General features: G+C 66.5%; 16 protein-coding genes. 4 read left to right on the top strand and 12 right to left on the bottom strand.

Features of this window, described 5'->3' with window-relative positions:
• Nucleotides 1–76: 76 nt before the first annotated feature.
• The 7 genes from PKE71_RS13925 to PKE71_RS13955 all read right to left on the bottom strand — a co-directional run bounded on the left by PKE71_RS13925 (nucleotide 77) and on the right by PKE71_RS13955 (nucleotide 11,603).
• Nucleotides 77–1,789 (bottom strand): alkaline phosphatase D family protein, encoded by a 1,713-nt coding sequence (locus tag PKE71_RS13925; protein WP_271187598.1) that lies wholly within the window; start codon nucleotides 1,787–1,789, stop codon nucleotides 77–79.
• A 71-nt stretch (nucleotides 1,790–1,860) separates the two neighbouring features.
• Nucleotides 1,861–4,554: a TonB-dependent siderophore receptor gene (locus tag PKE71_RS13930; protein WP_271187599.1), complete on the bottom strand. Its 2,694-nt coding sequence runs from the start codon at nucleotides 4,552–4,554 to the stop codon at nucleotides 1,861–1,863.
• 138 nt (nucleotides 4,555–4,692) lie between these two features.
• Nucleotides 4,693–5,730 (bottom strand): FecR family protein, encoded by a 1,038-nt coding sequence (locus PKE71_RS13935; protein WP_271187600.1) that lies wholly within the window; start codon nucleotides 5,728–5,730, stop codon nucleotides 4,693–4,695.
• On the bottom strand, nucleotides 5,727–6,239 hold the full coding sequence (locus tag PKE71_RS13940; RefSeq protein WP_271187601.1) for an RNA polymerase sigma factor: 513 nt from the start codon (nucleotides 6,237–6,239) through the stop codon (nucleotides 5,727–5,729). Before PKE71_RS13940 ends, PKE71_RS13935 begins: the two co-directional genes overlap by 4 nt.
• 115 nt (nucleotides 6,240–6,354) lie before the next feature.
• Nucleotides 6,355–7,425 carry a FecR family protein gene (locus PKE71_RS13945; RefSeq protein WP_271187602.1) on the bottom strand — a complete coding sequence of 357 codons (1,071 nt, stop codon included), beginning with the start codon at nucleotides 7,423–7,425 and terminating at the stop codon, nucleotides 6,355–6,357.
• Nucleotides 7,422–7,937: an RNA polymerase sigma factor gene (locus PKE71_RS13950; protein ID WP_271187603.1), complete on the bottom strand. Its 516-nt coding sequence runs from the start codon at nucleotides 7,935–7,937 to the stop codon at nucleotides 7,422–7,424. The genes PKE71_RS13945 and PKE71_RS13950 overlap by 4 nt, the downstream gene beginning before the upstream one ends.
• Nucleotides 7,938–8,084: 147 nt before the next feature.
• Entirely contained in the window at nucleotides 8,085–11,603 is a 3,519-nt protein-coding gene (locus PKE71_RS13955) for a TonB-dependent receptor (protein ID WP_271187604.1), read from the bottom strand.
• 193 nt (nucleotides 11,604–11,796) lie between these two features.
• Here PKE71_RS13955 and PKE71_RS13960 point away from each other — a divergent pair, with 193 nt between their 5' ends.
• Nucleotides 11,797–14,691 carry a M16 family metallopeptidase gene (locus tag PKE71_RS13960; protein WP_271187605.1) on the top strand — a complete coding sequence of 965 codons (2,895 nt, stop codon included), beginning with the start codon at nucleotides 11,797–11,799 and terminating at the stop codon, nucleotides 14,689–14,691.
• A 94-nt stretch (nucleotides 14,692–14,785) separates the two neighbouring features.
• Here PKE71_RS13960 and PKE71_RS13965 read toward each other — a convergent pair whose 3' ends face one another.
• The 5 genes from PKE71_RS13965 to PKE71_RS13985 are packed head-to-tail and all read right to left on the bottom strand — an operon-like array spanning nucleotide 14,786 to nucleotide 20,429.
• Nucleotides 14,786–15,727, bottom strand: coding sequence for an SUMF1/EgtB/PvdO family nonheme iron enzyme (locus PKE71_RS13965; protein ID WP_271187673.1), 942 nt, complete (start codon nucleotides 15,725–15,727; stop codon nucleotides 14,786–14,788).
• Nucleotides 15,724–16,812 carry an MBL fold metallo-hydrolase gene (locus tag PKE71_RS13970; protein ID WP_271187606.1) on the bottom strand — a complete coding sequence of 363 codons (1,089 nt, stop codon included), beginning with the start codon at nucleotides 16,810–16,812 and terminating at the stop codon, nucleotides 15,724–15,726. Before PKE71_RS13970 ends, PKE71_RS13965 begins: the two co-directional genes overlap by 4 nt.
• Nucleotides 16,809–18,074 (bottom strand): DsbA family protein, encoded by a 1,266-nt coding sequence (locus PKE71_RS13975; protein ID WP_271187607.1) that lies wholly within the window; start codon nucleotides 18,072–18,074, stop codon nucleotides 16,809–16,811. The genes PKE71_RS13970 and PKE71_RS13975 overlap by 4 nt, the downstream gene beginning before the upstream one ends.
• A gap of 8 nt (nucleotides 18,075–18,082) precedes the next feature.
• Nucleotides 18,083–19,726, bottom strand: coding sequence for a sulfatase-like hydrolase/transferase (locus PKE71_RS13980; protein ID WP_271187608.1), 1,644 nt, complete (start codon nucleotides 19,724–19,726; stop codon nucleotides 18,083–18,085).
• Between the two features lies 1 nt (nucleotide 19,727).
• On the bottom strand, nucleotides 19,728–20,429 hold the full coding sequence (locus PKE71_RS13985; RefSeq protein WP_271187609.1) for a glutathione S-transferase family protein: 702 nt from the start codon (nucleotides 20,427–20,429) through the stop codon (nucleotides 19,728–19,730).
• 109 nt (nucleotides 20,430–20,538) lie between these two features.
• Here PKE71_RS13985 and PKE71_RS13990 point away from each other — a divergent pair, with 109 nt between their 5' ends.
• From PKE71_RS13990 to PKE71_RS14000, 3 genes are read left to right on the top strand one after another with little or no spacing between them, the layout of a single operon-like run.
• Nucleotides 20,539–20,931, top strand: coding sequence for a hypothetical protein (locus tag PKE71_RS13990; RefSeq protein WP_271187610.1), 393 nt, complete (start codon nucleotides 20,539–20,541; stop codon nucleotides 20,929–20,931).
• On the top strand, nucleotides 20,928–21,548 hold the full coding sequence (locus PKE71_RS13995; protein ID WP_271187611.1) for a TetR/AcrR family transcriptional regulator: 621 nt from the start codon (nucleotides 20,928–20,930) through the stop codon (nucleotides 21,546–21,548). The genes PKE71_RS13990 and PKE71_RS13995 overlap by 4 nt, the downstream gene beginning before the upstream one ends.
• Complete coding sequence (locus tag PKE71_RS14000) at nucleotides 21,545–22,699, top strand: glutathione S-transferase family protein (RefSeq protein ID WP_271187612.1); 1,155 nt, start codon at nucleotides 21,545–21,547, stop codon at nucleotides 22,697–22,699. Before PKE71_RS13995 ends, PKE71_RS14000 begins: the two co-directional genes overlap by 4 nt.
• Nucleotides 22,700–22,701: the final 2 nt, after the last annotated feature.

Genomic DNA, 22,701 nt, shown 5'->3' on the forward strand with positions numbered 1-22,701 from the left:
GCCGCCCAAGTGAGTATGGTTTTGCAAGCAACATATACGGGCAGACCACCCCTCCGCAAGAGTTCGACGCCAGTCGCTAGGGCGTCTCCAGTTCCAGACCGGCCGTGCCGATGCGGGAGCGGGCGGTCAGGAGGCGGGAGGCGGTGTAGTCGCGGTCGCGCACCGTGCTGACGCCAATATAGTCCGCCTCGATCTCGTCGCGGCGCGCGGTGATCAGGATGAAGCCGCGATCGCGTACATTGGTGAAGCGGATATCGCGATTGGTCTCCACCAGCGCGCGCTGGGCGATGGCGTAGATCGTGTCCTTGTCGCCATTGATATAGCTGTAGCCAGTCGGCGAGGTGATGCCGGTGGTGCCGAACTCGACGCCTACCCGTTCGCCATCGGCCGGATGGTGCAGCTCATTGGCCCAGAACATGTGGCTGTCGCCAGACAGGACAACCAGATTGGCGTCTGCCGCCCGGGCCGCATCATAGAGGCGGGTGCGCGCCGCCGGATAGCCGTCCCAGCTGTCCAGACCGATCGGCAGGCCAAGCCGCGAGCGTTCCAGCCAGGCCGCGGCATAGCCGCCGGCCTGCAGCGTCGCGGTCACCACATCTTCCGGGAAGTGGCGCATATAGTCCGGCGAACGCATCTGGGCCATCACGGTCTGGTTGGCCAGGATCTGCCAGGCGATGCCGCGCTCGCGCGAGGCCCTCATCTGTGCGGCCAGCCAGGCTTCCTGCGGCGCGCCCAGCATGCTGCGTGACGGATCGGCAAGCACCTCGCGCTCGAACCGGGCGATATCCGGCTCGCCGTCGAGCACGGGCATGTCGCGGTCATAGCTGAGCTGCGCATCGCGGCCGGTCAGGCGGCTCTCGATCACCAGCACCGTGCCGACCTGGCCGAAATCATAGACCCGGTTGAGGCGTTCGGCCGCCTGGCCGGCCTCGGGATCGCGCATCGGCATCCATTCGAAATAGGCGGTCAGCGCCGCATCGCGGCGGGCCAGCCAGCGGCCCTCGGTTTCCGGATCATGATTGCCGGCGCCGTCGGCCCAGCTGTTATTGGCCGTCTCGTGATCGTCCCAGATGGTGATGAAGGGCGCGGCGGCATGGGCGGCCTGCAGGTCCGGATCGCGGCGATAGAGCGCAAAGCGCGCGCGGTAATCGTCCAGCGTGACGATTTCGTGCTGCGGCTCCAGCAAACGGCCGAGCTCGCGCCCGGTGGCGCCGTCATACCCGTCCTGGCCGTACTCGTAGATATAGTCGCCGACATGGATCACGGCGTCGAGCTCGCCGGCTTCGGCGATCTCGCGATAGGCGTTGTAGAAGCCGGAGACATAGTTGGCACACGAGGCCAGCGCGAGGCGGACCGGTGCATCCCCGCCAGCCGGCAGGGTCCGTGTGCGGCCGGTGGCCGATACGGCCCCGCCGGCATGGAAGCGGTAGAAATAGGTGCGCCCGGCAGCCAGGCCGCGCACGTCCAGCTTCACGGTGAAGTCGCGGGCGGCGGAGGTTTCCGCGGCACCCTGGCGCACGATGCGGGAAAAGCCCTCATCCTCGGCCAGTTCGAATCCGACGGTGAGCGAGCGGACATCGTCTTCCGGCACGGCCCGCGTCCACAGGACGACACTGTCGGACCGCGGATCGCCGCTGGCCACGCCCCAGTCGAAACGCGCCGGGCTGTCGGCTTTTGCCTGCGAAGGCAGTCCGCCGCCCAGCACGGCGAAGCCGCCGCCGAGAACACCCAGCACGCCGCGGCGTGTGGCAGACAGGAAGGCAGGAGAGGTCGGACGGGAGCCGGTCATGGCAGTCTCCGGAAGTCGTGAAGGGCAAAGGAAAAGGCGGGCCGGGCGGCAAAGCGCCCGGCCCGGCCGGATCAGAAGTCGTAGCTGAGATTGATGCGGAAGATGCGGGGCAGGCCCGGCATCACGGCCACTTCCTTGTAGACCTCGGCCGACGGCGTGAAGTAGCGCTCGTCGAAGAGGTTATCGATATTGGCCGAGACGGTGAATGCGCCCACTTCCAGGAAGCCGGACATGCGGGCCAGCGTGTAGGCCGGCAGTTCGATATCGCCGGTCATGATGCCGCCGGTTTCCGAGACATAGGTCGCACCGGCCGTGATGCCGGCGAGCATGTCGTGGCCGCCATAGCTGAACGGGTCGGTGGTGTAGGTCCCGAACAGGCTGAGCACGGTTTCCGGGATGGTGTTCAGCTCGTAGCCATCGGCGAGATCGGCGAAATAGCCGGCATTGTTGAAGGCGAAAGTGCCGCCATAGCCGGCCACCGGATCGACACCGAACAGGTCCGGACGCACCTGCAGGTATTCGCCATTGCCGGCGCCGGGCGCATCGACCCGCGTCTGCTGGATGGTGGCCGAGCCGATGAAGGCCAGATTGTCGGTTGCCAGCCAGTGGACCTCGGCCTCGAAGCCCTCCGCCGTGGTGCCGTCGATATTGCCGAACATGTCGGCCTGGCGGCGGTGCTGCTCGTAATAGGCCAAGCCGCCGAACAGATTGCCGTCCAGCAGCGAGAACTTCACGCCGACTTCGCGCAGTTCGGACGGCGAGATGTAGAGACCGGACTCGATGGTCCCGACGCTGACACCGCCGGTCTGGGTGGATTCCAGCGCGCGCGGCTCGGCATAGGTGATGTAGGGCGTCAGACCGAAGGGCGTCTCGTAACGCACCGACAGCGACCAGGTCGTGGCGCCGTCGCTGTCCGAGACCAGCGTATTCGCCGTCCCGAACACCGTGGCGCCGGTATTGATCGCCTCGACGTCGAAATGGTCGTAGCGCAGACCGGCCAGGACGCTCAGGCGCTGGAACAGGGTGATGTCGGAGACGGCGAAGACCGCCTGCGAATTCCACTCCATGTCGTGGCGCGAGTCCCAGATGATCTCGCCGCTGGCATCGCGCGGCAGTGCGATCCGGTCGGTCGCCGTCGGGCCCTGCGAGAGATCGCGGCGGTCCAGGGCGATATAGCCCGACAGGAAGCTTTCATACTGTTGGGCTTCATGGGTGCGGTAGGCGGCACCGACCACGCTGTCGGCGCGCACGTTCTCGCCCATCCCGGTGTGGAAGCTGTAGCTGCCGCGCAGTTCGATCGCCGTTGCGTCATAATCGGCGCCGAAGCCGAAGCTGTTATAGCGCTGGTTCTCGATGTGATCGCGGAAGATCTCGACGGCGAAACGGTTGCCATTGTCCGCCTCGTGCGCCAGCGAGGCATAGCCCGTCAGGGTCTCGCTGTCATTGTAATCGCCCGGATCTGCAAAGATATGGCTGCCGTCCAGCGTCGTCGTGCCGACACCGGTATCCAGCGCAAACTCGGGACGGTTGGCGCCGCCGAATTCCTTGATCTGGCGCAGGTTCGACAGGCCCCAGCTGGCGCCGACTGCCGCATCGATCTCCGAATAGCTCAGATAGCCATCGCCATCGATATCCTGCAGGTCGGTGTCGCGGCCGGTGATATAGGTGCCATCATCGATCAGCGCCTGGGTGACGCGGTTCCAGCCCGGCGTCTGGATCTGGCCGGACTCGTCGAAATACATGGCGTTGAGCTCGACGCTCCAGTTGCGGCCCAGATCGGACACATAGGTCGCCTGGATATTGGTGTGCTCGGGCTCGATGAAATTGTAGTAGGAGCCGGAGTCCTCGAACTCGCCGAACAGGTGGAAACCGCCCTGGCCGGCCGGGATGGCCACTTCGCCCGATACGACGCGGCGGTCATGGGAACCGCCGGACACGGTCACCGAACCGGTCACCGCATCGACATAACGCCCGTCGACGCCGTCGCGGGCCGTGCGTGGAATGAAGTTGAGCAGACCGCCCACCTTGCCCGGACCATAGATCGGCGAGGACGGGCCGCGCAGCACTTCCACATAGGCTGCCGCGCTGAGATTGGACGAGAAATTGCCGCGGTTCTCGATGCGCTTGAAGCCCTGGAAATAGGTGTCGGCCAGGGTGCCGCGCACATTCAGATTGCCCGGAACGCCGAAGAAGCTGGCCGTGAACGTGCCCGGCACGGCGGCCAGCAGATCGTCGACATCTTCCATGCCGAAACGGTCGATGGTGATCTCGCTGACGCGGCTCGCCGAGCGCGGCGTTTCCAGCAGGGAGCGGGAAAGACCGGTGAGCGAGTCGGTGGCCTCGGTCTGCAGCTGGTTGAGCGGATCGACGCGGGTGCCGGTGACCTGGATCGCCTCGACCTCGTTCTCGCGGATCTCGCGCGAGGGCTGGGCCGTCAGCGGCTCGATCACCACGGCGCCGTCAGCGGTGACCCGGTAGCCCAGATTGGTCCCGCGCAGCAGGATACCCAGTGCCTCGAACGGCTCGGACACGCCGGACACAGAGGCCGAGCGCAGCCCGTCCAGCAGCGGCCCGGGCGCAACAATCACGAGACCGGTCTGCGAGGCCAGCGCATCGATGGCGCTGTCCAGCGGCTGGGCCGCGATACGGATCTCGGCATTGACCGCCGGAGCATCCTGCGCGGCAGCGCCAGTCGCTGCCAGCAGCGCGGCGGCCAACGCGGTGGAAAGAAGCCGGACGCGCCGTCCCGTGTGTCCGTTACTCATGGTGAAACCCCTCTCAAAAGGAAGCCCGGCGGGCTTGATCGAAACCAGGCAGACCGGCCTTGCCGTCCGGTCCGCCCCCTTTTGACGGGGAGCTGTGTCAGCTCTTTTCACGTGCGGGAGAAGTTTCGCAAAAACTTCTTATTCAGCGGTCCCGGGACGCCGGATCACGAAGCCCCCATCCCCGGTCCGCACAAGCTCCAGACCATGGCTCAGCGCAATGCCGGACAGGGCGGTTTCCAGCTGGTCGATGCGGAAAGAGGAGGTCACGCGCAGGGCGCCGAGATCGGCACTGCCCAGGCGCACACCGCCGGCATGATAACGGTTCACGTCGGCGACGATGTCGGAAAGCGGCGTGTCGCGATAGGCCAGCCGGGTCTGCATCCAGCGGGCGGCCTGGTCCGGCTGCATCTGCTCGCGCTGCCAGGGTGCGCCGGCCTCGGCAACAATGCGGTCGCCGGCCTGCAGCACGGCATCGCCGCCGCCCTGCCCCTGCACCCTGACCCGGCCTTCCACGACGCCCACCGCGGTCGTGCCGGAGGAGCGATTGACCTCGAACACGGTGCCCAGCACCGTCGCCGACAGGGTGCCGGCCTGCACGGTGAAGGGCCGGCTCTCGTCGCGCGCGACCTCGAACAGCGCGTCTCCGCCCGCAACCAGGCGCACCGCCCGCGCATCGCGGCCGAAATCGACCCGGATCGCCGTGCGCCCGCCCAGCGTGACCCGGCTGCCATCAGCCAGTTCGACCTCGCGGATTTCACCGATGGCGGTCTGATAGACCTGTGTCTGCCCGGCGCCCGGCCCCGTCACAAGCGGATCGCCCGGCAGGGTGAAGAACACCGCCAGGGCCAGCGCCGCAGCCAGCAGGCCCGCGCCGCCCGCAGCCAAGAGCCCCCGGGGACGCAGCACCGCCTGCAGCCAGGACCGTATGCCACCGCCGCCACGCACAGCCCGCCGTTCGCGCGCCGCAGCGCGGTCCAGCGCCTTTGCATTGAGTATCTCGTCCCAGCCCAGGTCCGACCACAGCGCCCCGACCTGCTCAAAGGCTGCGGCATGCGCCGCCGACGCATCGAGCCAGTCGCGCAGCGCGTCGGCCTCGGCCGGGGTCAGCCCGCCGAGCTGCCGGACATGCCAGTCGCGCGCCTGCGTGACGATCAGGGTTTCCTCGGCTGCGTTCATTCTTCCTCATCCGTCGCGAGTGCGGCCTGCAGGGCCGTCAGGGCCCGGGCGATCTCGCGGCTGATACCCGCTTGCGACAGGCCGGTCTCCTGCGCAATCTGCCGGTAGCTCAACTCCTCGATACGGCTCATCACGATCAGTGTGCGCTGGCGCTCGGGCAATGCCCGGATCGCCGCGTTGAGACGCGAAAACCGCTCCTTGGAAGATAAGACGTTTTCAGCCGTCCTTTCTTCCACCCGGGCAAGCAGCGGATCGGTTTTCTGCCGCTCGGCATGGCGCTGCCGCACGCCCATCTTGCGCAGTTCGTCGATCATCCAGTTGCGCGCCATGGCGAACAGGAAGGCCCGCGGGCGTTCGACACGCGCCGCCGCGCCCAGCTCGATATATTTTTCGAAAGCGATCTGGATGGCGTCGTCGGGATCGGGCGGGCCGTCTCCGAAACGCCAGCGCAGCGCCTGGCCAAGCGCGGCGCTGTGCTGTGCGTAGAGACGTTCCAGTGCGGCCTTCATGGACAGGGCTCCCGCCGGTCGCGCTGCCCATATCAAGCCGCCGCACCGCCTGCAATGGCGGCGTCAGGGGTATCGCACCGGCGTGCAACCCCCTGATGTCAGGCGCTCCGCCGTCTTATCCGCGCCAGTCGAGCATGATCCGGCCGGTCTCGTCGTCGCGCGCGGTCTCGAGCGGATAGATGGTCGTCACCGCCGACACGAAATTCTCGACCGAACCGGCCCAGAAACTGCCACTGACACGCAGATCGCCCAGATCCTCGTCCGCAAGAGCGATCTGCTGGCGCGAGTAGCGATTGACTTCGGCGACAGCGGCCGAGAGGGGTTCGTTCTCGAACACCAGACGCCCGCGCCGCCAGCTCATCGCCCGGTCGAGGCTTTCCGCATCGACCTGTTCGGCGACAACATCGCGTCCGGCCAGACGCTGGCCCGGCTCCAGCTCGACCACGCGGCCGGCCTCCTCACCGTCACGGGTGACGACTTCGGCCACCTCGACACGTCCTTCCAGCAGCGTCACCGACACATCATCGCCATCGATCCGCACCTCGAACTCGGTGCCGATGGCGGTGATCCGGCGATCGCCGGCCAGCACCACGAAGGGACGTTCGGGATCGTGCGAGACGTTGAAGACGGCCTGACCGCGCAGCATCACGATCTCGCGCTGTTGCGGGCTGAAGGCCAGCCGGACCTCGGTGGAGGTGTTCAACTCGACCTGCGAACCGTCTTCCAGCGGCACCGTCGAGCGTTCGCCGACAATGGTCTCGATCGTATGCTCAGGTGACGGCATGCGGATCGATGCCGTCTCCGCGACGACGGTCTCGTCAGCACCGCCCGCACCGACGCCCATGCGCCAGCCCGGCTGCATGAAGAGCGCCGCACCGATCATCATCACCAGACCGGCCGCCAGGGCCATCGCCCAGACCGGCGGGCGCGCACGCCGGCGCCGTACGCTCTCGATCAGCGCATCGCGCCGCAGCGCTTCGAAGGCCGGTGAATGCTCGAGCGCGGCGCTGGCGCTCCAGGCATGACGCACAGCGTCATAGGCCGAGCGGTTGGCGTCGCTTTCCTCGATCCAGATGCGGAACGCCTTGCGGGTCGCGGCGGAACAGTCGTCCTTGCGCATCTGGACGAGCCAGTAGGAGGCCTGTTCGTGCCGGTCGGCGGCGGGATAGTTCACGGCCGTGCTCATACCGTCCGTCCCTTCATGCGACGGGTGATGGCAGCCAGTGCCTTGATCATGTGCTTTTCGACCGTACTCACGGAAAGACCCATTGCATCAGCGATTTCTCGATACTTCAGACCGTCCAGACGATGCAACAGAAAGATTGTTCGGGTCTTCTTCGGCAACCTCTGGAGAGCCGCCTCGATCCGGCGCAGATCGTCGCGCACGACGGCCATCCGCTCCGGCGACCCGCCCCCTTCGCCGTGAAAGGCCTCGTCGAAGGGTTCGTGCATCTCGCTCTGGCGGACCCGCGCCCGGCGCGCCTTGTCGCGCAGGAGATTGACGGCGATCTGGAAGATATAGGCCTGCGGATTGTCCATCCGCGAGGCATCCTCCATTTGCGCGAGGCGGGCAAACACCTCCTGGACCAGATCCTCGGCATCGGACGGCGATCCGGTGCGGCGCAGGAAGAAGCCGTTCAGCGCGCCGGAATAGTCCGCAGCGACGGCTTCCAGCCAGCGCCCGGACGTTCCCGGCATTGCTTGTGTCAGTCGTGGCGCCTTCATTGCCGCCGTCCTTTTTCCCTGCGCCTGAAAGCGCAAGTCAGCGCGGGCCGGAAAGCCCACGCTGACAATGCTTGCGACCGTATACCCGGTCTCATGATCGGTCTCCCGGACCGCATGCGGTCAGAAGGTAGCGCGAACGCCCACCGTGATTGTCCGGCCGCCATTGAACTGCAGACGGGTAGGGAAGAAGAAGTCCGGGGACCCTTCACCACCGTAGGACCCAGTCCCGTTCGTGACTTCCGCATCATCGCCGCTGGCGAGCAGATTGTCGCCCTCCAGGAAGAAGATGTAGCGCGCTCCGCCACGCTCGAGCGTGTAGCTGGCCATCAGGTCCAGCGTCTCGAACTCCGGCACGATCGTATTCAGATTGAATTCGTCATACGAGGTCACGAGCTCGGACTGATAGGTGTAGAGCAAACGCCCGGAGAAGCCGCCAGCCTCATAGCCGACCGAAAAATTGCCGGCCCATTCGGCCTGGTTGGCCAGCGGCCGGTCGAGATTGAGCGAGATCGTGTCACCGTTCTCGTCCCGCGCCGACACATCGGTTCCGAAGGCTGCCTCGGTCCAGGTGACATTGCCCATCACCTGAACGTTTTCCAGGAAGGCCGGCCAGCTGGCGGGCAGGAAGTCGAGATTGGTCGCGGCCTCCAGTTCGAACCCGTAGATCTCGCCGCCTTCGCCATTCTCCGGACGTTGCAGGTAGAACTGTGTGTCGGGCGACAGGGCCAGGTCGGGGCGAACGGCCACAAGCGGCTGCAGGAAGGCATTCACGCGGTCTTCAACATCGGCCAGGCCGGCCACCTGCAAAACATTGGTGATATTACCGGAGATGTCCTTGTAGAAGATCGCGCCTTTCACATAGGCCGGGCGGTCGCCGAAATAGCGTTCCAGACCGATCTCGAAATTATCGTTGATCTCCGGATCCAGCTCCGGATTGCCTTCCCGGATCGTCGCCGTCTCATTACCCGGCCTCTGGTCGATCACGACAGTCAGCGGACGGTTCACGGCAATCAGGGACGGGCTGAAAATGGTCCGGTTATAGGCAAAACGCCCGACCCAGTTGTCACCCGGACGATAGGTGGCAACCACACTCGGCAGGAATTTGTCGTTCTGGCCGGAATTGTCGAAATAATCGATCAGACCGGTATCCATGAACTCGCCGCGGTCCACATAGACACCATTGGCCTGGCGGTAGATGGGCGAGCTGATCGCATTGCCAACGGTCTCGATCTGTTCAAAGCGCGCACCGCCGGTCACCGTCAGATCGCCGATCTCGACCTCGGCCTGAAGATAGGCCGCAAGCCGTGTTTCGTCGGTACGGGCAGTCGACAAGGCGCCAGCGCTTTCACGCGGATCTACACGATTGTCGGTGACGCGGTAGGAGCCAGGATTGGCCGCCGCGTACGCAGCGACACCGTCAAAGATTGTCCGGGCAGAGCCGCTGCGCAGGCTCGGCAGGACCAAGCCGCCGGCGCCGATAACGCCGAAATCATAGTCGCCGAAAATCCCCCCGCCAAACTCGCTGATACCCTGACGCGTCGAGCCCGTGCGTGAATAGTAGAAAGCCGTCGGCGCATTGGTCGACAGAACGTCATCCGAGTTGGTGCGAGAGGAGTCGTCGTACTTGACGCCCGCCTTCATACTGCTCAGAAAAGTCGAGACAAAGTCGTACTGCACGTCGAAGGCTGCGGTGAACAGTTCGGACGAATTGCTGCCCTCGTTCTCGGTCGCGGACGTGACGTAGTGCGTGTCAGGATCGAACAGCAGTTCCCGGCCCGCCTGCGAGAGCGCGAGTGCGGGAATACCATCGCCGTAGAAGTCGACCACGCCACCGACGATCCGGTCCGTACCGTTGGCGTCGGGATTGACGACATAACTGCCAGGATCCAGCAGGTTGAACACGTCGGTGTTGATGTCCGCGAGCGTAGCAATGGTGGTTCGGCTGATATCGCGGGTCGTGTTGGAGTAGCCGGCCTTGTACTCGAAGGTCCAGCGGTCGAACACCGTATCGCCGCGCACGCTGAACACGTCGGTGGTGGTGGTCTCGACCGAATCGGCAATTCCCATCGTCGGGCGCAACGCGCGAATATAGGTCCGGCGGCGCTCCTCACCGCCCAGTTCCGGTATAGGCATATCGGTCGACGAGGTCAGGGTCGACGAGGTCATCCGCGCAACGCTGCTCGTGTCCTCGTTGGAAATATGCTGGTACTCTGCCCGCAACCGCGTGGAATCATTGACGTCCCAAGCTGCAAAGACAGATCCGGTCATATTCTCTACGGAGCGGTCGCGGATGAAGTGGTTCGCACCGGTAATCAAACGGTCCGGAAGGGCTTCATCGAAGGGAAAGTTGTAGGTGTAGGGCAGCGAATAGAAGCTGGTGTAGCCCGCAGGCAAGACCGGAGCATCCACACCGATGAAAGCCACGTCGAAATTGCGCCGGTCGGAATTGCGGTACTGGACATTGCCGCCGATACCGATCCGGTCGTTGATCTGGAACACCGCCGACGCATTGTACTGGCTCTCATTGCCGAACACGTCGCCATCGGGCATTTCGTGCTCTGCGCCGACACTGAAATGGCGCTCGCCATAGTCCAGCGCGCTGCGTGTCTCGATCTCGATCAGGCCGCCATTGGCCGTGCCCTCGTTTTCCGGCAGCAGGCTCTTCTGGATGGTGATCTGGCTGATATTGTCGGCGAGATAGCCGGTCAGGTCGACGGCGCGCTCGATGCCCGTGCCCTGCAGCTGCAGCCCGTTCAGCTGGATATTGATCGCTTCGGACGTGATGCCGCGCACCGACACCCGGTCGCCCTCGCCCGTCTCGGAATCCCGCTCGAAGGAGATGCCCGGAACCCGGCGCAGGGCCTCGGCGACGGACTCGGCGGGAAACGTGCCCAGCAGGTCGGCCGAGATGACCGTCTGGTTGTTCTCCGCATTGCGCTGCTGGTTCAGGGCCTGCAGAAAGCCGCCGCGATTGCCCAGCACGACAATGGTTTCAGCGCCGCTGGGATTGAGCGTAAAATCCTGGTCGACCTCCTCGCCGGCCCCGACCCGGATCGTCAGGCTTTCCTGCCCGGCGCCGACATACTCCGCGACGATCTCGTAGTTTCCCGGCGGCACGGCCGGCATGCGGTAGAAGCCGCGCTGGTCGGTCACCGTGCGGATCGAGGTGTTGGCGAGACGGATCACCGCACCGGCGAGACCGGTCCCGGTATTGCGGTCGGTCAGGCGCCCCTCGATGGAGCCCGGTGCACCGGTTTCCTGAAACGTGGCCGCCTCTTCCTGCTCCTCCGGGCCGGTCCGGGTAGCGGCCGGCGTGCGCGCATTGCCGCCGGTTTCCGGCGGATCGGTCACCACAAAGACATCAGGCCGCGTCTGCTGTACCGCCAGGCCCGTACCGGCGAGCATTTCCTGCAGCATGGCTTCCGGCGAGGCGCCGGCGGAGACAGAACCGGCGTGCTTGCCCGCAACGACGTCGGGAGAATACAGGATCTCCACATTCTGCGTGTTCGCCACACGGTTCAGCGCCGCAGCGAGATCCTCCCCCTCGCGCACGTCCTGACCGAAAGCCGGCGCCAGCGTGGCAAATGTCAGAGAACCCGCCAGTGCCGTCGAGGCCAGGAGTTTGTTGAAAGCAGCCATTATCAGTCCCCATTTATCTGTAGCTGACCCCCTGAAACGCGGCGTATGCGGAATACCTCCATTTTTTTTCGCGGCGGCTGCAGGCTTTTTGCACCGGGCGCAGTGTCGATGAAGATTTTGTGGAGGGAAGTACGCGATGCAGCGTCTTGGTGGGCATCCATACTGAAACGACGCTTGTACCCAAGGAGTCCCGATGTCGCCTTCACGATCCCTCGCCGCCCTGCTCGCGGCGACGACGATGCTGACCGCGCCTGCCCTCGCACAGGATGCCTCCGCCGAACGCCCGGGCTTCGCCCATATCGGCAGCGACCTGCCGCACGATCCGCGCATTCATTATGGCGAGCTGGACAATGGCGTGCGCTATGCCGTGATGCAGAATGACAGCCCGTCCGGCACGGCCTCGATCCGCCTGCGCATCGCCGCCGGTTCACTGGCCGAAGCCGAGGGCGAGGGCGGTATCGCCCACTATCTCGAACACATGGCCTTCAACGGGTCGGAGAATTTCGAGGAAGGCGAGATGGTGCGCACCCTCGAGCGTCACGGCCTGTCCTTCGGCGGCGACACCAATGCCCATACCAGCTTCGACGAGACCGTCTACAAGCTGAACCTGCCCAATACCGACGAAGACACGTTCGACGTCGCCATGATGCTGATGCGCGAGACGGCCGAATACCTGACGCTGGCGGATGAGGCGATCGACCGCGAACGCGGCATCATCCTGTCGGAAATGCGCAGCCGCAACACGCTCCAGTATCGCGAGATCCTGGCCAACTGGGCCTTCCTGACGCCGCAGAGCGGGCTGGTGGAAAGCATGCCGATCGGCACGCATGACTCCGTCTCCGGCCTGACCTCGGAACAGATCCGCGGCTTCTACCACACGCACTACCACCCGGAGCGCGCCTTCGTGGTGATCGTCGGCGACCTGCCGGTCGAGCGGGCACAGGCCTATGTCGAGCAATGGTTCGGCGACTGGGAAAGCCCGCGCGAACCCGGCCCGATCGTGCGCACATCCGGACCGTCGACAATGACGCCCGGCGCCGTGGCGCAGTTCGCCGATCCCGACGTCATGCCGTCGGTCTCGATCGCGGTCCAGCACCCCTATGCCGACGAGCCGGACAATGCCGCCACGCGCCGCCAGACCCTCGTCGAACAGCTCGGCAACCGCATCCTGTCGCGCCGCTTCCGCGTGCTCTCGCACGAGCCGGATGCCACCGTACAGCGCGGCTTCGTGCGTTCCGGCAAGCTGCAGGGTTCGGTCGAGACCGCCACGATCGAGATCGGCGGGCACCAGGAGAACTGGCCGGCCAACCTCGCCATCGCCGAACAGGAGCTGCGCCGTGCCCTGGAGCACGGTTTCAGCGAGGCGGAACTCGAGCGCGAACTTGTCGAACTGCGCGCCCACTATGAGAGCGAGGCCGATGCCGCCGATTCCGCCGAGACCCATTCGCGGTTCGGCGGCCTGACGCGCGAGATCATCCAGGCCTATGACAGCGACCGGGTGATGATGCACCCGGCCGACCAGCTCGCCTGGTTCGAAACGGCCTCGCAGGATGTCACTGCCGAGGAGGTGACCGAAGCCTTCCGGGCCAACTGGACCGGCTACGAGAACCCGCTGGTCTTCCTCTCCACGACGCAGGAAGTGGAGGATCTGGAGACGCAGGTCGCGAACATACTGGCGGAAAGCCGCGCGGTCGCCGTGGAGGCGCCCGAGGATGATGGCGATCTGGAGTTTGCCTATACCGATTTCGGCGAGCCGGGCACGGTCGTGTCCGATGTCACGCTGGACGAGGAGGACGCCCGCCTCGTGCGCTTTGCCAATAATGTGCATCTCAACATCAAGCGCACCGACTTCACCGAGGGCGAGGTGCAGATCGTCGCCCGCGTCGGCGACGGTGCCCTGTCGCTGCCGCGCCGTGACGAGGGCCTGCGCCGGCTGGCACTGAACCTGCTCAACAGCGGCGGTCTGGAGGCCCATACCAGCCTCGAACTCGACCGCATCCTTGCCGGGTCCGGCATCGGGTCGCGCCTCTTCTTTGCCGAAGACAGTTCGAGCATCCGCCTGTCCGGCACGGCGCCGGTCGACCGCATGCCCGACCTGCTCAACCTGCTCACCGCCTACACTACGGCGCCGGGCATGCGCGAAGATGCCGGCGAGCGCTACAAGGACCGGCTGAGCACCTGGTATCCGACCCACGACTCCACGCCGATGGGTGTGGCGAACCGCGAGATCCCGCGCCTGATCCGGTCCGGCGACCGGCGTTTCGGCTTCGACGATCTGGACAACTTCCTCGATGCCGACCACGCCGAAGCGGCCGCCTGGCTCGAAGAGCAGCTGACCCGGGGCGCCATCGAACTGACCGTGATCGGTGATGTCGATCCCGATGCCGTGATCGCCGAGGTCGCGCGCACCTTCGGTGCGGTCAACACCCGCCCTGAAGCACGCGGAAGCTACCCCGAGCAGACGGCGCTGGTCTTCCCGGACGGCAATGAAACCCCGGTCACCTTCACCCATACCGGTGAAGCCGACCAGGCCCTGCTGCGGGTCTACTGGCCCACGCCGGACGGAACGGATCTCCAGACGGGCCGCGCGATGCGTGTCCTGCGCGGGCTGGTCCGCAACCGCATGGTCGACGAGATCCGCGAGCGCACCGGCGCGGCCTACTCGCCGGGTGTCGGCATGTATTCCGATCCGGAATTCCCGGGCTATGGCTACATCTTTGTCCACCTGGAACTCGAGCCCGAAGGCGTGCCCGGCGTGCTCGAACAGGTCGACATGGTAGCTTCGGAGCTCCGCACCGGCAGCATCGGCGAGGACGAATTCCAGCGGGCGCTCCGGCCGATCGTGGGCGATCTGGAATCCTCCACCCAGAGCAATGGCTATTGGGACTATGTCCTGTCCGACGCCCAGTCCGGCGGCTGGGGCCTCGACGATCACCGCACACGGGCCTCCGGCTATGAGGCGGTGACCCTGGAGGACGTGCAGGAACTCGCCCGGCAGGTCTTTGCCGAGGGCAATGCCGTGCGTGTGCAGATCCTGCCCGAGGACACAGCTGGCGATGCCGGCGACAGCGCCGACGGCGTCTACTGACCCCCACGGCCGTCACAACGGCCACGGAAGGCCCCTGCCGCACCCTCCGCGGCAGGGGCTTTTTTTTCGGGACGAACGGGTATCGAGGCCGCAGCTAATCCTGCGCGGGCTCCCGCGTGACCGTGCGGAAGCCGATATGGCTGGCGGAAAAGTCCCATTCCTGGGGCTGGCGCGCGGCCGGGCGGAAGCGGGCACAGAAGTCCGGGGCGCACAGATAGGAACCGCCGCGGATCGTGCCCGCCGCGCCGCTTGCGTCGAAAGGGCTCGCCGTCCACTCCCAGACATTGCCGATCATGTCGAAGGCGCCGAACGGATTGGCCTCATAGCAGGCGACCGGCGACAGTCCGGCGAACCCGTCATCGCCGCGATCGATGACCGGGAAGACGCCCTGCCAGGTGTTGGCGCGCCAGTCCCCGCCGGGCCGGAATTCCTCGCCCCAGGCATAATCGGTACCGTGACCGCCGCCGCGCGCCGCGATCTCCCACTCATCCTCGTCCGGCAGGTCGGTACCGGCCCAGTCGGCATAGGCGCGCGCATCGGCATAGGCGACATGGACCACCGGATAGCTCCCACGGCCCTCGATATCGCTGCCCGGTCCCTCCGGATGACGCCAGCTCGCCCCCGGCACGAAGCGCCACCAGTATCCCGTCCCGGCATCGACACCGAACACGGCCGAACCCGGCTCCAGCAGGGCCGGATCGATATCGGGATAGTCGGCCGGGTCGGGCTGGCGCTCGGCAATCGTGACATAGCCCGTTGCCGCCACGAAAGCCGCGAACTGGGCATTGGTGACCTCGTGCGCGTCGATATCGAAACCGGGCGTGGTGACGGTCCGCTCGGGCCGTTCCTCCGGATTGCGCACCGGCCCGCCGATCACATACGCCCCGGCCGGAATGGCGACGCGCTCGCCCGGTGTCACCGGGCGACAGGCTTCGGCGTGCGGCGCGGGCGCGGAGGAGCCACCCGCGCCGCATCCCGCCAGCACACAAGCCAACACACAGGCCAGGCCCAGGACTGGCGGCAGGCGGGAGATCATCGCCAATGCGCGAACTCCACGGCATCCGACCCGGCCGGCAGCCGGATCACATCGCCGTCGCGGGCCAGGCGCACCGGCCCGTCAAACCGCGCCCGCGCCTCGCGCAGGAAAGCCGGCTCCATCAGCCGCGACGGCACCGGCGGCACGACATGGGTCAGCACGAGGGCGCGCGTGCCGCTGGCGGTCGCGGCCTCGGCGGCGCCGGCCGGCGTGGTGTGATAATCGAGAATATCCACCGTGATCGTCGCCAGACTGGCCAGACCGCGATCCGATGCGGCCTGCGTGATCGGGGCGACCATGCGCGGTTCCAGCGCCTCGACGATCAGCACGTCGGCGCCCTCTGACAGGACCGCAAAGCCCGGCGATCGCCCGGCATGCAGATCGCCGCTGATCACCAGCGAACGGCCGGCATGGTCGAACCGGTAGGCCACGGCCGGATCCGCCGGCGCATGATCGACCCGCACCGCACGCACGGCCAGACCATCATCCTCATAGACCGTGACAGGCGCGGTGCCGTCGCCGGGTTCGAAGACCGAGGCCGCCAGTCCGCGTCCGGCGGGCGGCGCGATGGCGGCGCCGTGATGGCCGGTGCGATAGGAGCTGTCGAGCGCATAGGCGGCGTTGAACCCGTCGACCACGCCCTCGACCCCCGGCGGACCGTATACCGGCAGCGGCGCTTCGGCGGCCCGGCCGATCCAGCGCTGCAGGCCCAGATCGCCCAGATCGCTGACATGGTCGGAGTGGAAATGCGTCAGGAAGGCCGCCTCGATCGCGCCGGCCGGCAGGCCGGACAGGAGCAGGTTCGCCACCGATCCCGACCCGCTGTCGACCACGAAGATCCGCTCGCCCGCGATCACGGCAACACAGGCCTGGGCCCGCGTCGGATCGGGCAGTGGCGAGCCGGTGCCGCAGAACATCACGTGCAGCCCGTCGGGCAGTTCGCCCAGCCGGTCGCGGCCCACGCGTTCGGAGACTTGCCGGGCGAAGGCGCGCTCACCCAGGCCGGGCAGGAAGGCCCTGGCCGACACGGCCAGCAGCGCCAGCACACCCAGAACCACCGCCGCAATAAGGATCAGACGTTTCATGTGCTGTGCTCCGCCATGTGTTGAAGGGCGTCCTCGACGACCCAGAGCCGGTCCTGCCCCCAGACAGCGCAATCGCCGGCCCGGTAACTGGGCACGCCCCACAGGCCGAGCCCGGCGAGTTCGGTGCGATGCCGTTCGGCCACCGCCCGCCAGCTCTCGTCCGCCAGGGCGGCATCGACATCGGCGCGGTCCAGCCCGGCACGCTCGGCCATGATCCGCAGGCCGCGATCGCTGCCGCCATCAATGCCTTCCGACCAGGCCCCGCGCAGGAAGCTCAGCAGGAAGGCCTCGCCCTTGCCCTGCCCGATCGCGCGATGCAGCACGGCCAGACCGCGCTCGGTCGGCCGCCCCAGCGGATCGGAGATATCGCCGAAGGGCAGGCCGAGCCGCTGCGCCTCGCGGGCGCAATCCTTGAGGAAATAGACGCCCTTGCGGCGCGGCACCGGCAGGCTGCGCATCACCATGGGCAGGACGAAATGGATATCGACCTCGACATTCCAGCGCCGCGCCAATGCAAACACGCGTTCGGCAGCGAGATAGGTGTAGGGGCTGCGCAGGGAGGGGTAGAAGGTCAGCCGCGCACCCCCGCAATCGCCCGTGCGGCCGCTCTCGTGCAGCACGGGGATTTGCGGCGTGAGGCCCGCATCGCCCGCCTCGCAGATCAGCCGCGCCTCGAGATGGTGCAGCCGGTCGGCCGCCCAGTACCATTCGCCCTCATACCAGAGCGTCGCCGACTGGAAATGCCCCAGCCGGTCGCGCAGGGCTTCGCCCGCCTGACGGGCCGCCGCGGCCCTGCCCCCGCCCGGCGGCAGATCCCCGCCGTTCCACAGGGCCGTATCGATGGCGGCAATGCGCTCCAGCGCATCGGGAGCACCCAGACGTTCGGCCGCCGCCGCTTCGGCTGCCGCGATCCGGTCTGCAGACGGCGGATTGGTGAGATCCGGCACGTCCAGCCCCAGACGCTGCGCGAGCCGGGCACTGTCGGCGAGGGCGAAGGCGTCGAGCTGGTCCGGTTCCGGCGCCACAGCCGCTTCCGGCAGGCCCACGAGATGGCAGACGACATCCGCATCGAAACGTTCGGCGAGCGCGCGCACGAGGCCCGGCATCAGCACGCTGGCCGGATCGCCGAAGCGGTGGAAGTAGAGGAATTGCCGCCCTTCCCCCCGCGCCTCCCGTTTGCGCTGTGCCGACCGGCGGGCCGCATCGCGCCGCTTCAGGCTGGTGATCCGGCGATAGACGAGACGTTTGAGCCCGTTACGCATGGTGATCCTCAATTGGGCCAGTGGACGTATTCGTCGTCCGCCGTGCGCGGCTCCAGGAGGTGCCGGTCGATGAAGACGGGCGGCTCGACGAGGCTGGGCCAGATCGGCTCGGCCTGTTCTGCGTCCAGCGCCTCCAGCCGTGCCATCATCGCGGCCAGGCGCGCCGGCTCGGCGTCAGCCAGATCGGTCTGCTCGGTCGGGTCTTCGGCCAGGTTGAACAGCCAGGTGCGCTGCGGATGCTCGGAGACCTGCAGCTTCCAGCCCTCGTGCAGCAGTACGCGATAATGGCCGGACCGCCAGAACAGGGCCCGCTCGGGCGCCGGACCGCCCGTGGCGACATCGATGAGATCGATCCCGTCAATGGTCCGGTCGCCCGGCAGGTCGGCCCCGGCGGCACGCGCCGCCGTGGTGAAGAGATCGACATGGGCAGCGGGCGCCTCGATGACGGTACCCGGCGTCACCCGCGCGGGCCATTCCACCAGCATGGGCACCCGGATACCGCCCTCGAAGAAGGTCGCCTTCCAGCCGCGATAGGGGGCGTTGAGATCGGCAAAGCCGATATAGCCCGGCGCGCCATTGTCGGAGGAGAAGACGATGATCGTGTTCTCCGCCAGGCCCTCCTCCGCCAGGGTCTCGCGCACCCGGCCCACGGCCCGGTCGACCGCCCGGATCATCGCTGCATAGATCCGCAGCCGCTCATCCTCGATATGGCCCAGCGCCTCGACGTCCGAACGCAGCGCCTGCAGCGGCGTGTGCGGGGCGTTGAGGGCGAGATAGAGGAAGAAGGGCCGGTTGCGGTTGGCCTGGATGGCGCTGACCGCCTGATCGGCAAAATAGTCGGTCATGTAGCCGTCCGGCGCAAAGCGCTGCGAGCCGTTCCAGCGCACGGCATAGTTCAGATTGGCCCACAGGAAGGGATCGATCGGATCGAAATCCTGGCGCAGATTGACCGCATCGGGATGGTCCGGCGGTAAAAAGAGCGCCGCGCCGGGATAGAAGCCGACCCATTCGTCAAAGCCCTGGTTCTGGGGCTGGAAAGGTTCCGCGGCGCCCAGATGCCACTTGCCGATGAACAGGGTCCGATAACCGCTGTCGCGCAGGATTTCCGCCATGGTGATCTCTTCCGGCGGCAGGCCCTGCTGGTCGGTCGGGATCGCCTCGGCGACCCGGTCCTCATGGAAGATCGCCTCGCGCGAGCCATAGTCGAACGAGCCGACCAGGCGGTGGAAGGCGACCGGCGCCGGTGTGAATTCAAAGCCGAACCGCGTGGCATAACGGCCGGTCATGATCGCCGCGCGCGAGGGCGCACAGGTGGCATTGCCGGCATAGCCGTTGACGAAGACCGCACCATTGGCGGCGATGGCGTCGATATTCGGGGTCGGCACATCGCCGGCCGCCAGCCCGCCGCCGAATGTGGTGATGTCGTTGATGCCCAGATCGTCGACCAGGATGACGATGACATTCGGCGACCGCTCGCCCGGGGCGGTATCGGCCGTCTGCGGCCCCTGATCCCAGACCACCTGTTGCGTCTCGCCGATCGGGTCGCGCCAGCGGTCGAGCATGCCGGGCAGGGCGATCCGGTGGGGCCAGGCCAGCGCCAGCGCGCCAGCCATAAGAACGGCGATCCCGCCGAGAATGAAGAGCCAGCGCATCTCAGTCGTCCTTGCCCGTTGTCACGATGGTGCGCGCACCGCGCACGAAGGTCTCGGCCTTGTTCTTCGCCTCGCTGCCGCCCAGCAGTTCGGAAATATCGACCGGCACCTTGACACCTGCCTGTGCGGCGGGCCGGTCCTCGATCTGCGCGATCCAGCGATTGAGATGGGGGAAGGGCTCGCGGTCGACACCGGACCAGAAGGCCGTGCGCGCCCAGCACCAGTTGGCGATATCGGCGATCGAGTAGTCCCCGGCCAGGAACTCATTCTGCGCCAGCTGACCGTCGAGCACACCAAAGAGGCGCGCCGTCTCGGCCTGATAGCGCTGGATGGCAGTTTCGATCTTCTCCGGCATGTAGCGATAGAAGACATTGGCCTGGCCCATCATCGGGCCCAGCCCGCCCATCTGGAACATCAGCCATTGCAGCACGGCCATGCGCTGTTTCGTGTCCGACGGCATGAAGCGGCCGGATTTCTCCGCCAGATAGATCAGGATGGCGCCGGATTCGAAGATCGTCAGATCGGCCTCGCGATCGACGATGACCGGGATGCGGCCGTTCGGATTGAGGGCGAGGAATTCGGGGGTCTTCTGCTGGCCCTTCATCAGGTCGACCGGGTGCACCTCGTAGGGAAGCCCCGTCTCCTCGAGCATGACCGACACTTTCCAGCCATTCGGCGTCGGCGCTGTATAGAGATCGATCATCGCGGTCCTCCCCGGCATTTCTGTCCCGCCCCTGCAGGCGATTTGACGTGACGCTAGATTGTGGCATTGTGCGTGTCAATTGTTTGCGTTCGAGCAGGAGACGCCTGGCATGCTGCAACCCATCCTTCGTGCGACGACCGGCCTGGCCGGCGCCGGCCTTGTCTTTCTGGGCCTTCTGGCCCTGCTGGTGCCGATGCGGCTGATGCCCCATGTCGGGCTGGAAAGCCCCGAGGCGCTGGGCCTCAACTTCATGCGCGGCGATGTCGCCGCCTCGCTCGGCCTGATCGGGCTTCTTGCCCTGCGCGCCGCGCTGGCGGGCGACGGCCGGCGTCTGGACATTCCGCTCGCCTGGGCCGGCCTCGTGATCGTGGGACGCCTGGTCGGACTGGTGCTGGATGACGGCGCCATGGCACACGCCTCCGCCCTCGTGCCGGGCCTTCTCCTCTTTGCCTTGATGATGCCCGCCCGCCTGTGGCTGCGCCCGGCCGGAGCGGCCGCATGAGCCGGCCGGTTCCCACCGATGGACGTCATGCCCGGCGCAATGCCAGCCGCGAGAAGATCACGCGCGCCTTCCTCGAATTCGTCCGCGAAGGGGTGAACGAGCCCGGCGCCCAGTCCGTCGCCGAACGCGCCGGCGTCAGCGTGCGCACCGTTTTCCGCTGTTTCGAGGACATGGAGGCGCTCTACCAGGAATTGTCCGCGGCCGTGCGCGCCGAATTCCTGCCGCGCGCCGTGCTGGATCTCAACACGGCCGACCGGATGGAGCGCCTGAAACGCCTCGTGGCCAACCGCGTGGCGATGTTCGGCGAGATGGAGCCCTATCGCCTGGCCGCCGAAAACTACCGCGACCGCTACGAGACTTTCGAGGACGACTACCACTTCCTGATCGCCAAGGAGCGCGAGCGCCTGGAGATCGCCATCAATCCGGACGGCGCACTGTCCGCCGAGCTCTTCGACGCGCTGACCGCCGTCACCGGCTTCGGCTACTGGCGCCGCCTGCGCTTCGATCTGGATCTCACCCGGGCCGGGGCTGCGCGGGTGATGGAGGTGTCGGCCTGCGCCATCCTGGACACGCTGGACCGCATTCCTCCGGTCGAGGACGAGGGCGGGGTAAGATGAGTGCGCCCCTCACCCTCTACGGCGTGCCGGCCTCGTATTTTTCCGGCAAGGCCCGCGCCTATCTGCGCAAGCAGGGCATTGCCTTCGAGGAGTATTCCAGCGCGCATCCGGGCTATGGCGAGCGCATCTTCCCGGCGATCGGGCGTTTCGTCCTGCCGGTGCTGGAAACCCCGGACGGCACGATCATCCAGGATTCCGACGACATTATCGGCTGGCTGGAAACCCACGCGGCGCCGCGCCTGAGCTGCCATCCGCCCGGACCGGTCCAGCAAGTGCTGTCGCACTTTTTCAACCTGGCGGGCAGCGAAGGCCTGATCCGCATGGCGATGCATTACCGCTGGAGCTATCTGGACCGGCAGGACCCGTTCATCGCCGCCGGCTTCATCCATGGCATCGCACCGGAAAGCCCCGCCGAAGAGGCCGATGCCCTCGCCCGCCCCATGATGGGCAAGCTGTCGGGCTATCTCGGCATTCTCGGCGTCAATCCCGGCACTATTCCGCATATCGAGGCCAGCTATCACCGGCTGCTCGACGCCTTCCAGGCCCATCTGGCGCACCATCCCTGCCTGTTCGGCGCCTGGCCAAGCCTGGGCGATTACGGGCTTTACGGTCCGCTGTTTGCCCATCTCGGCCGCGATCCGGTGCCCGCCTTCGAGATGAAGCAGCGCGCACCCCGCGTGTTCCGATGGACCGAGCGCGTTGGCGCGCCCAATCTCGATATCCTGGAATATCCCGGCTATCCGCATCACGGCTTCCTGCCGGACGATGCGGTGCCGGACACGCTGCTGGCGATCGCGCAGGTTCTGGCCGGCGAGCTCCTGCCGGAGATCACCGATCAGGTCGACGCCTTCAACCGCTGGGCATCGGAACAGACCGGCGGCGCCGGTACGCGCCTGCTCGACAAGCCGCACAAGCGGGCCGTCGGAACCACCCAGACGCGTTGTTACGGCATCGACTTCACCTCCGGCGTCTCGCCCTACCGCGTCTACCTGCTGCAAAGACTGCAGGACGCGCTGGCCGCCCTGGACGACGGGCCGCGCCGGCGCGCTGCCGACTGGTTCGGGGCCGCCGGGCTGACGCCCCTGTTCGACGCGAAGATCGACCGCCGCATTGCCCGGCAGGACAATGTCGAGGTCTGGGAGAGCGACTGATC

This window comes from Maricaulis virginensis, from assembly GCF_027922185.1.
In the GTDB taxonomy this organism is placed as follows: domain Bacteria; phylum Pseudomonadota; class Alphaproteobacteria; order Caulobacterales; family Maricaulaceae; genus Maricaulis; species Maricaulis virginensis.

Excerpts from the sequence above, each read along its gene's own strand:
- PKE71_RS13925 (WP_271187598.1), bottom strand. The coding sequence starts at position 1,789 with ATGACCGGCTCCCGTCCGACCTCTCCTGCCTTCCTGTCTGCCACACGC.
- PKE71_RS13930 (WP_271187599.1), bottom strand. The coding sequence starts at position 4,554 with ATGAGTAACGGACACACGGGACGGCGCGTCCGGCTTCTTTCCACCGCG.
- PKE71_RS13935 (WP_271187600.1), bottom strand. The coding sequence starts at position 5,730 with ATGAACGCAGCCGAGGAAACCCTGATCGTCACGCAGGCGCGCGACTGG.
- PKE71_RS13940 (WP_271187601.1), bottom strand. The coding sequence starts at position 6,239 with ATGAAGGCCGCACTGGAACGTCTCTACGCACAGCACAGCGCCGCGCTT.
- PKE71_RS13945 (WP_271187602.1), bottom strand. The coding sequence starts at position 7,425 with ATGAGCACGGCCGTGAACTATCCCGCCGCCGACCGGCACGAACAGGCC.
- PKE71_RS13950 (WP_271187603.1), bottom strand. The coding sequence starts at position 7,937 with ATGCCGGGAACGTCCGGGCGCTGGCTGGAAGCCGTCGCTGCGGACTAT.
- PKE71_RS13955 (WP_271187604.1), bottom strand. The coding sequence starts at position 11,603 with ATGGCTGCTTTCAACAAACTCCTGGCCTCGACGGCACTGGCGGGTTCT.
- PKE71_RS13960 (WP_271187605.1), top strand. The coding sequence starts at position 11,797 with ATGTCGCCTTCACGATCCCTCGCCGCCCTGCTCGCGGCGACGACGATG.
- PKE71_RS13965 (WP_271187673.1), bottom strand. The coding sequence starts at position 15,727 with ATGATCTCCCGCCTGCCGCCAGTCCTGGGCCTGGCCTGTGTGTTGGCT.
- PKE71_RS13970 (WP_271187606.1), bottom strand. The coding sequence starts at position 16,812 with ATGAAACGTCTGATCCTTATTGCGGCGGTGGTTCTGGGTGTGCTGGCG.
- PKE71_RS13975 (WP_271187607.1), bottom strand. The coding sequence starts at position 18,074 with ATGCGTAACGGGCTCAAACGTCTCGTCTATCGCCGGATCACCAGCCTG.
- PKE71_RS13980 (WP_271187608.1), bottom strand. The coding sequence starts at position 19,726 with ATGCGCTGGCTCTTCATTCTCGGCGGGATCGCCGTTCTTATGGCTGGC.
- PKE71_RS13985 (WP_271187609.1), bottom strand. The coding sequence starts at position 20,429 with ATGATCGATCTCTATACAGCGCCGACGCCGAATGGCTGGAAAGTGTCG.
- PKE71_RS13990 (WP_271187610.1), top strand. The coding sequence starts at position 20,539 with ATGCTGCAACCCATCCTTCGTGCGACGACCGGCCTGGCCGGCGCCGGC.
- PKE71_RS13995 (WP_271187611.1), top strand. The coding sequence starts at position 20,928 with ATGAGCCGGCCGGTTCCCACCGATGGACGTCATGCCCGGCGCAATGCC.
- PKE71_RS14000 (WP_271187612.1), top strand. The coding sequence starts at position 21,545 with ATGAGTGCGCCCCTCACCCTCTACGGCGTGCCGGCCTCGTATTTTTCC.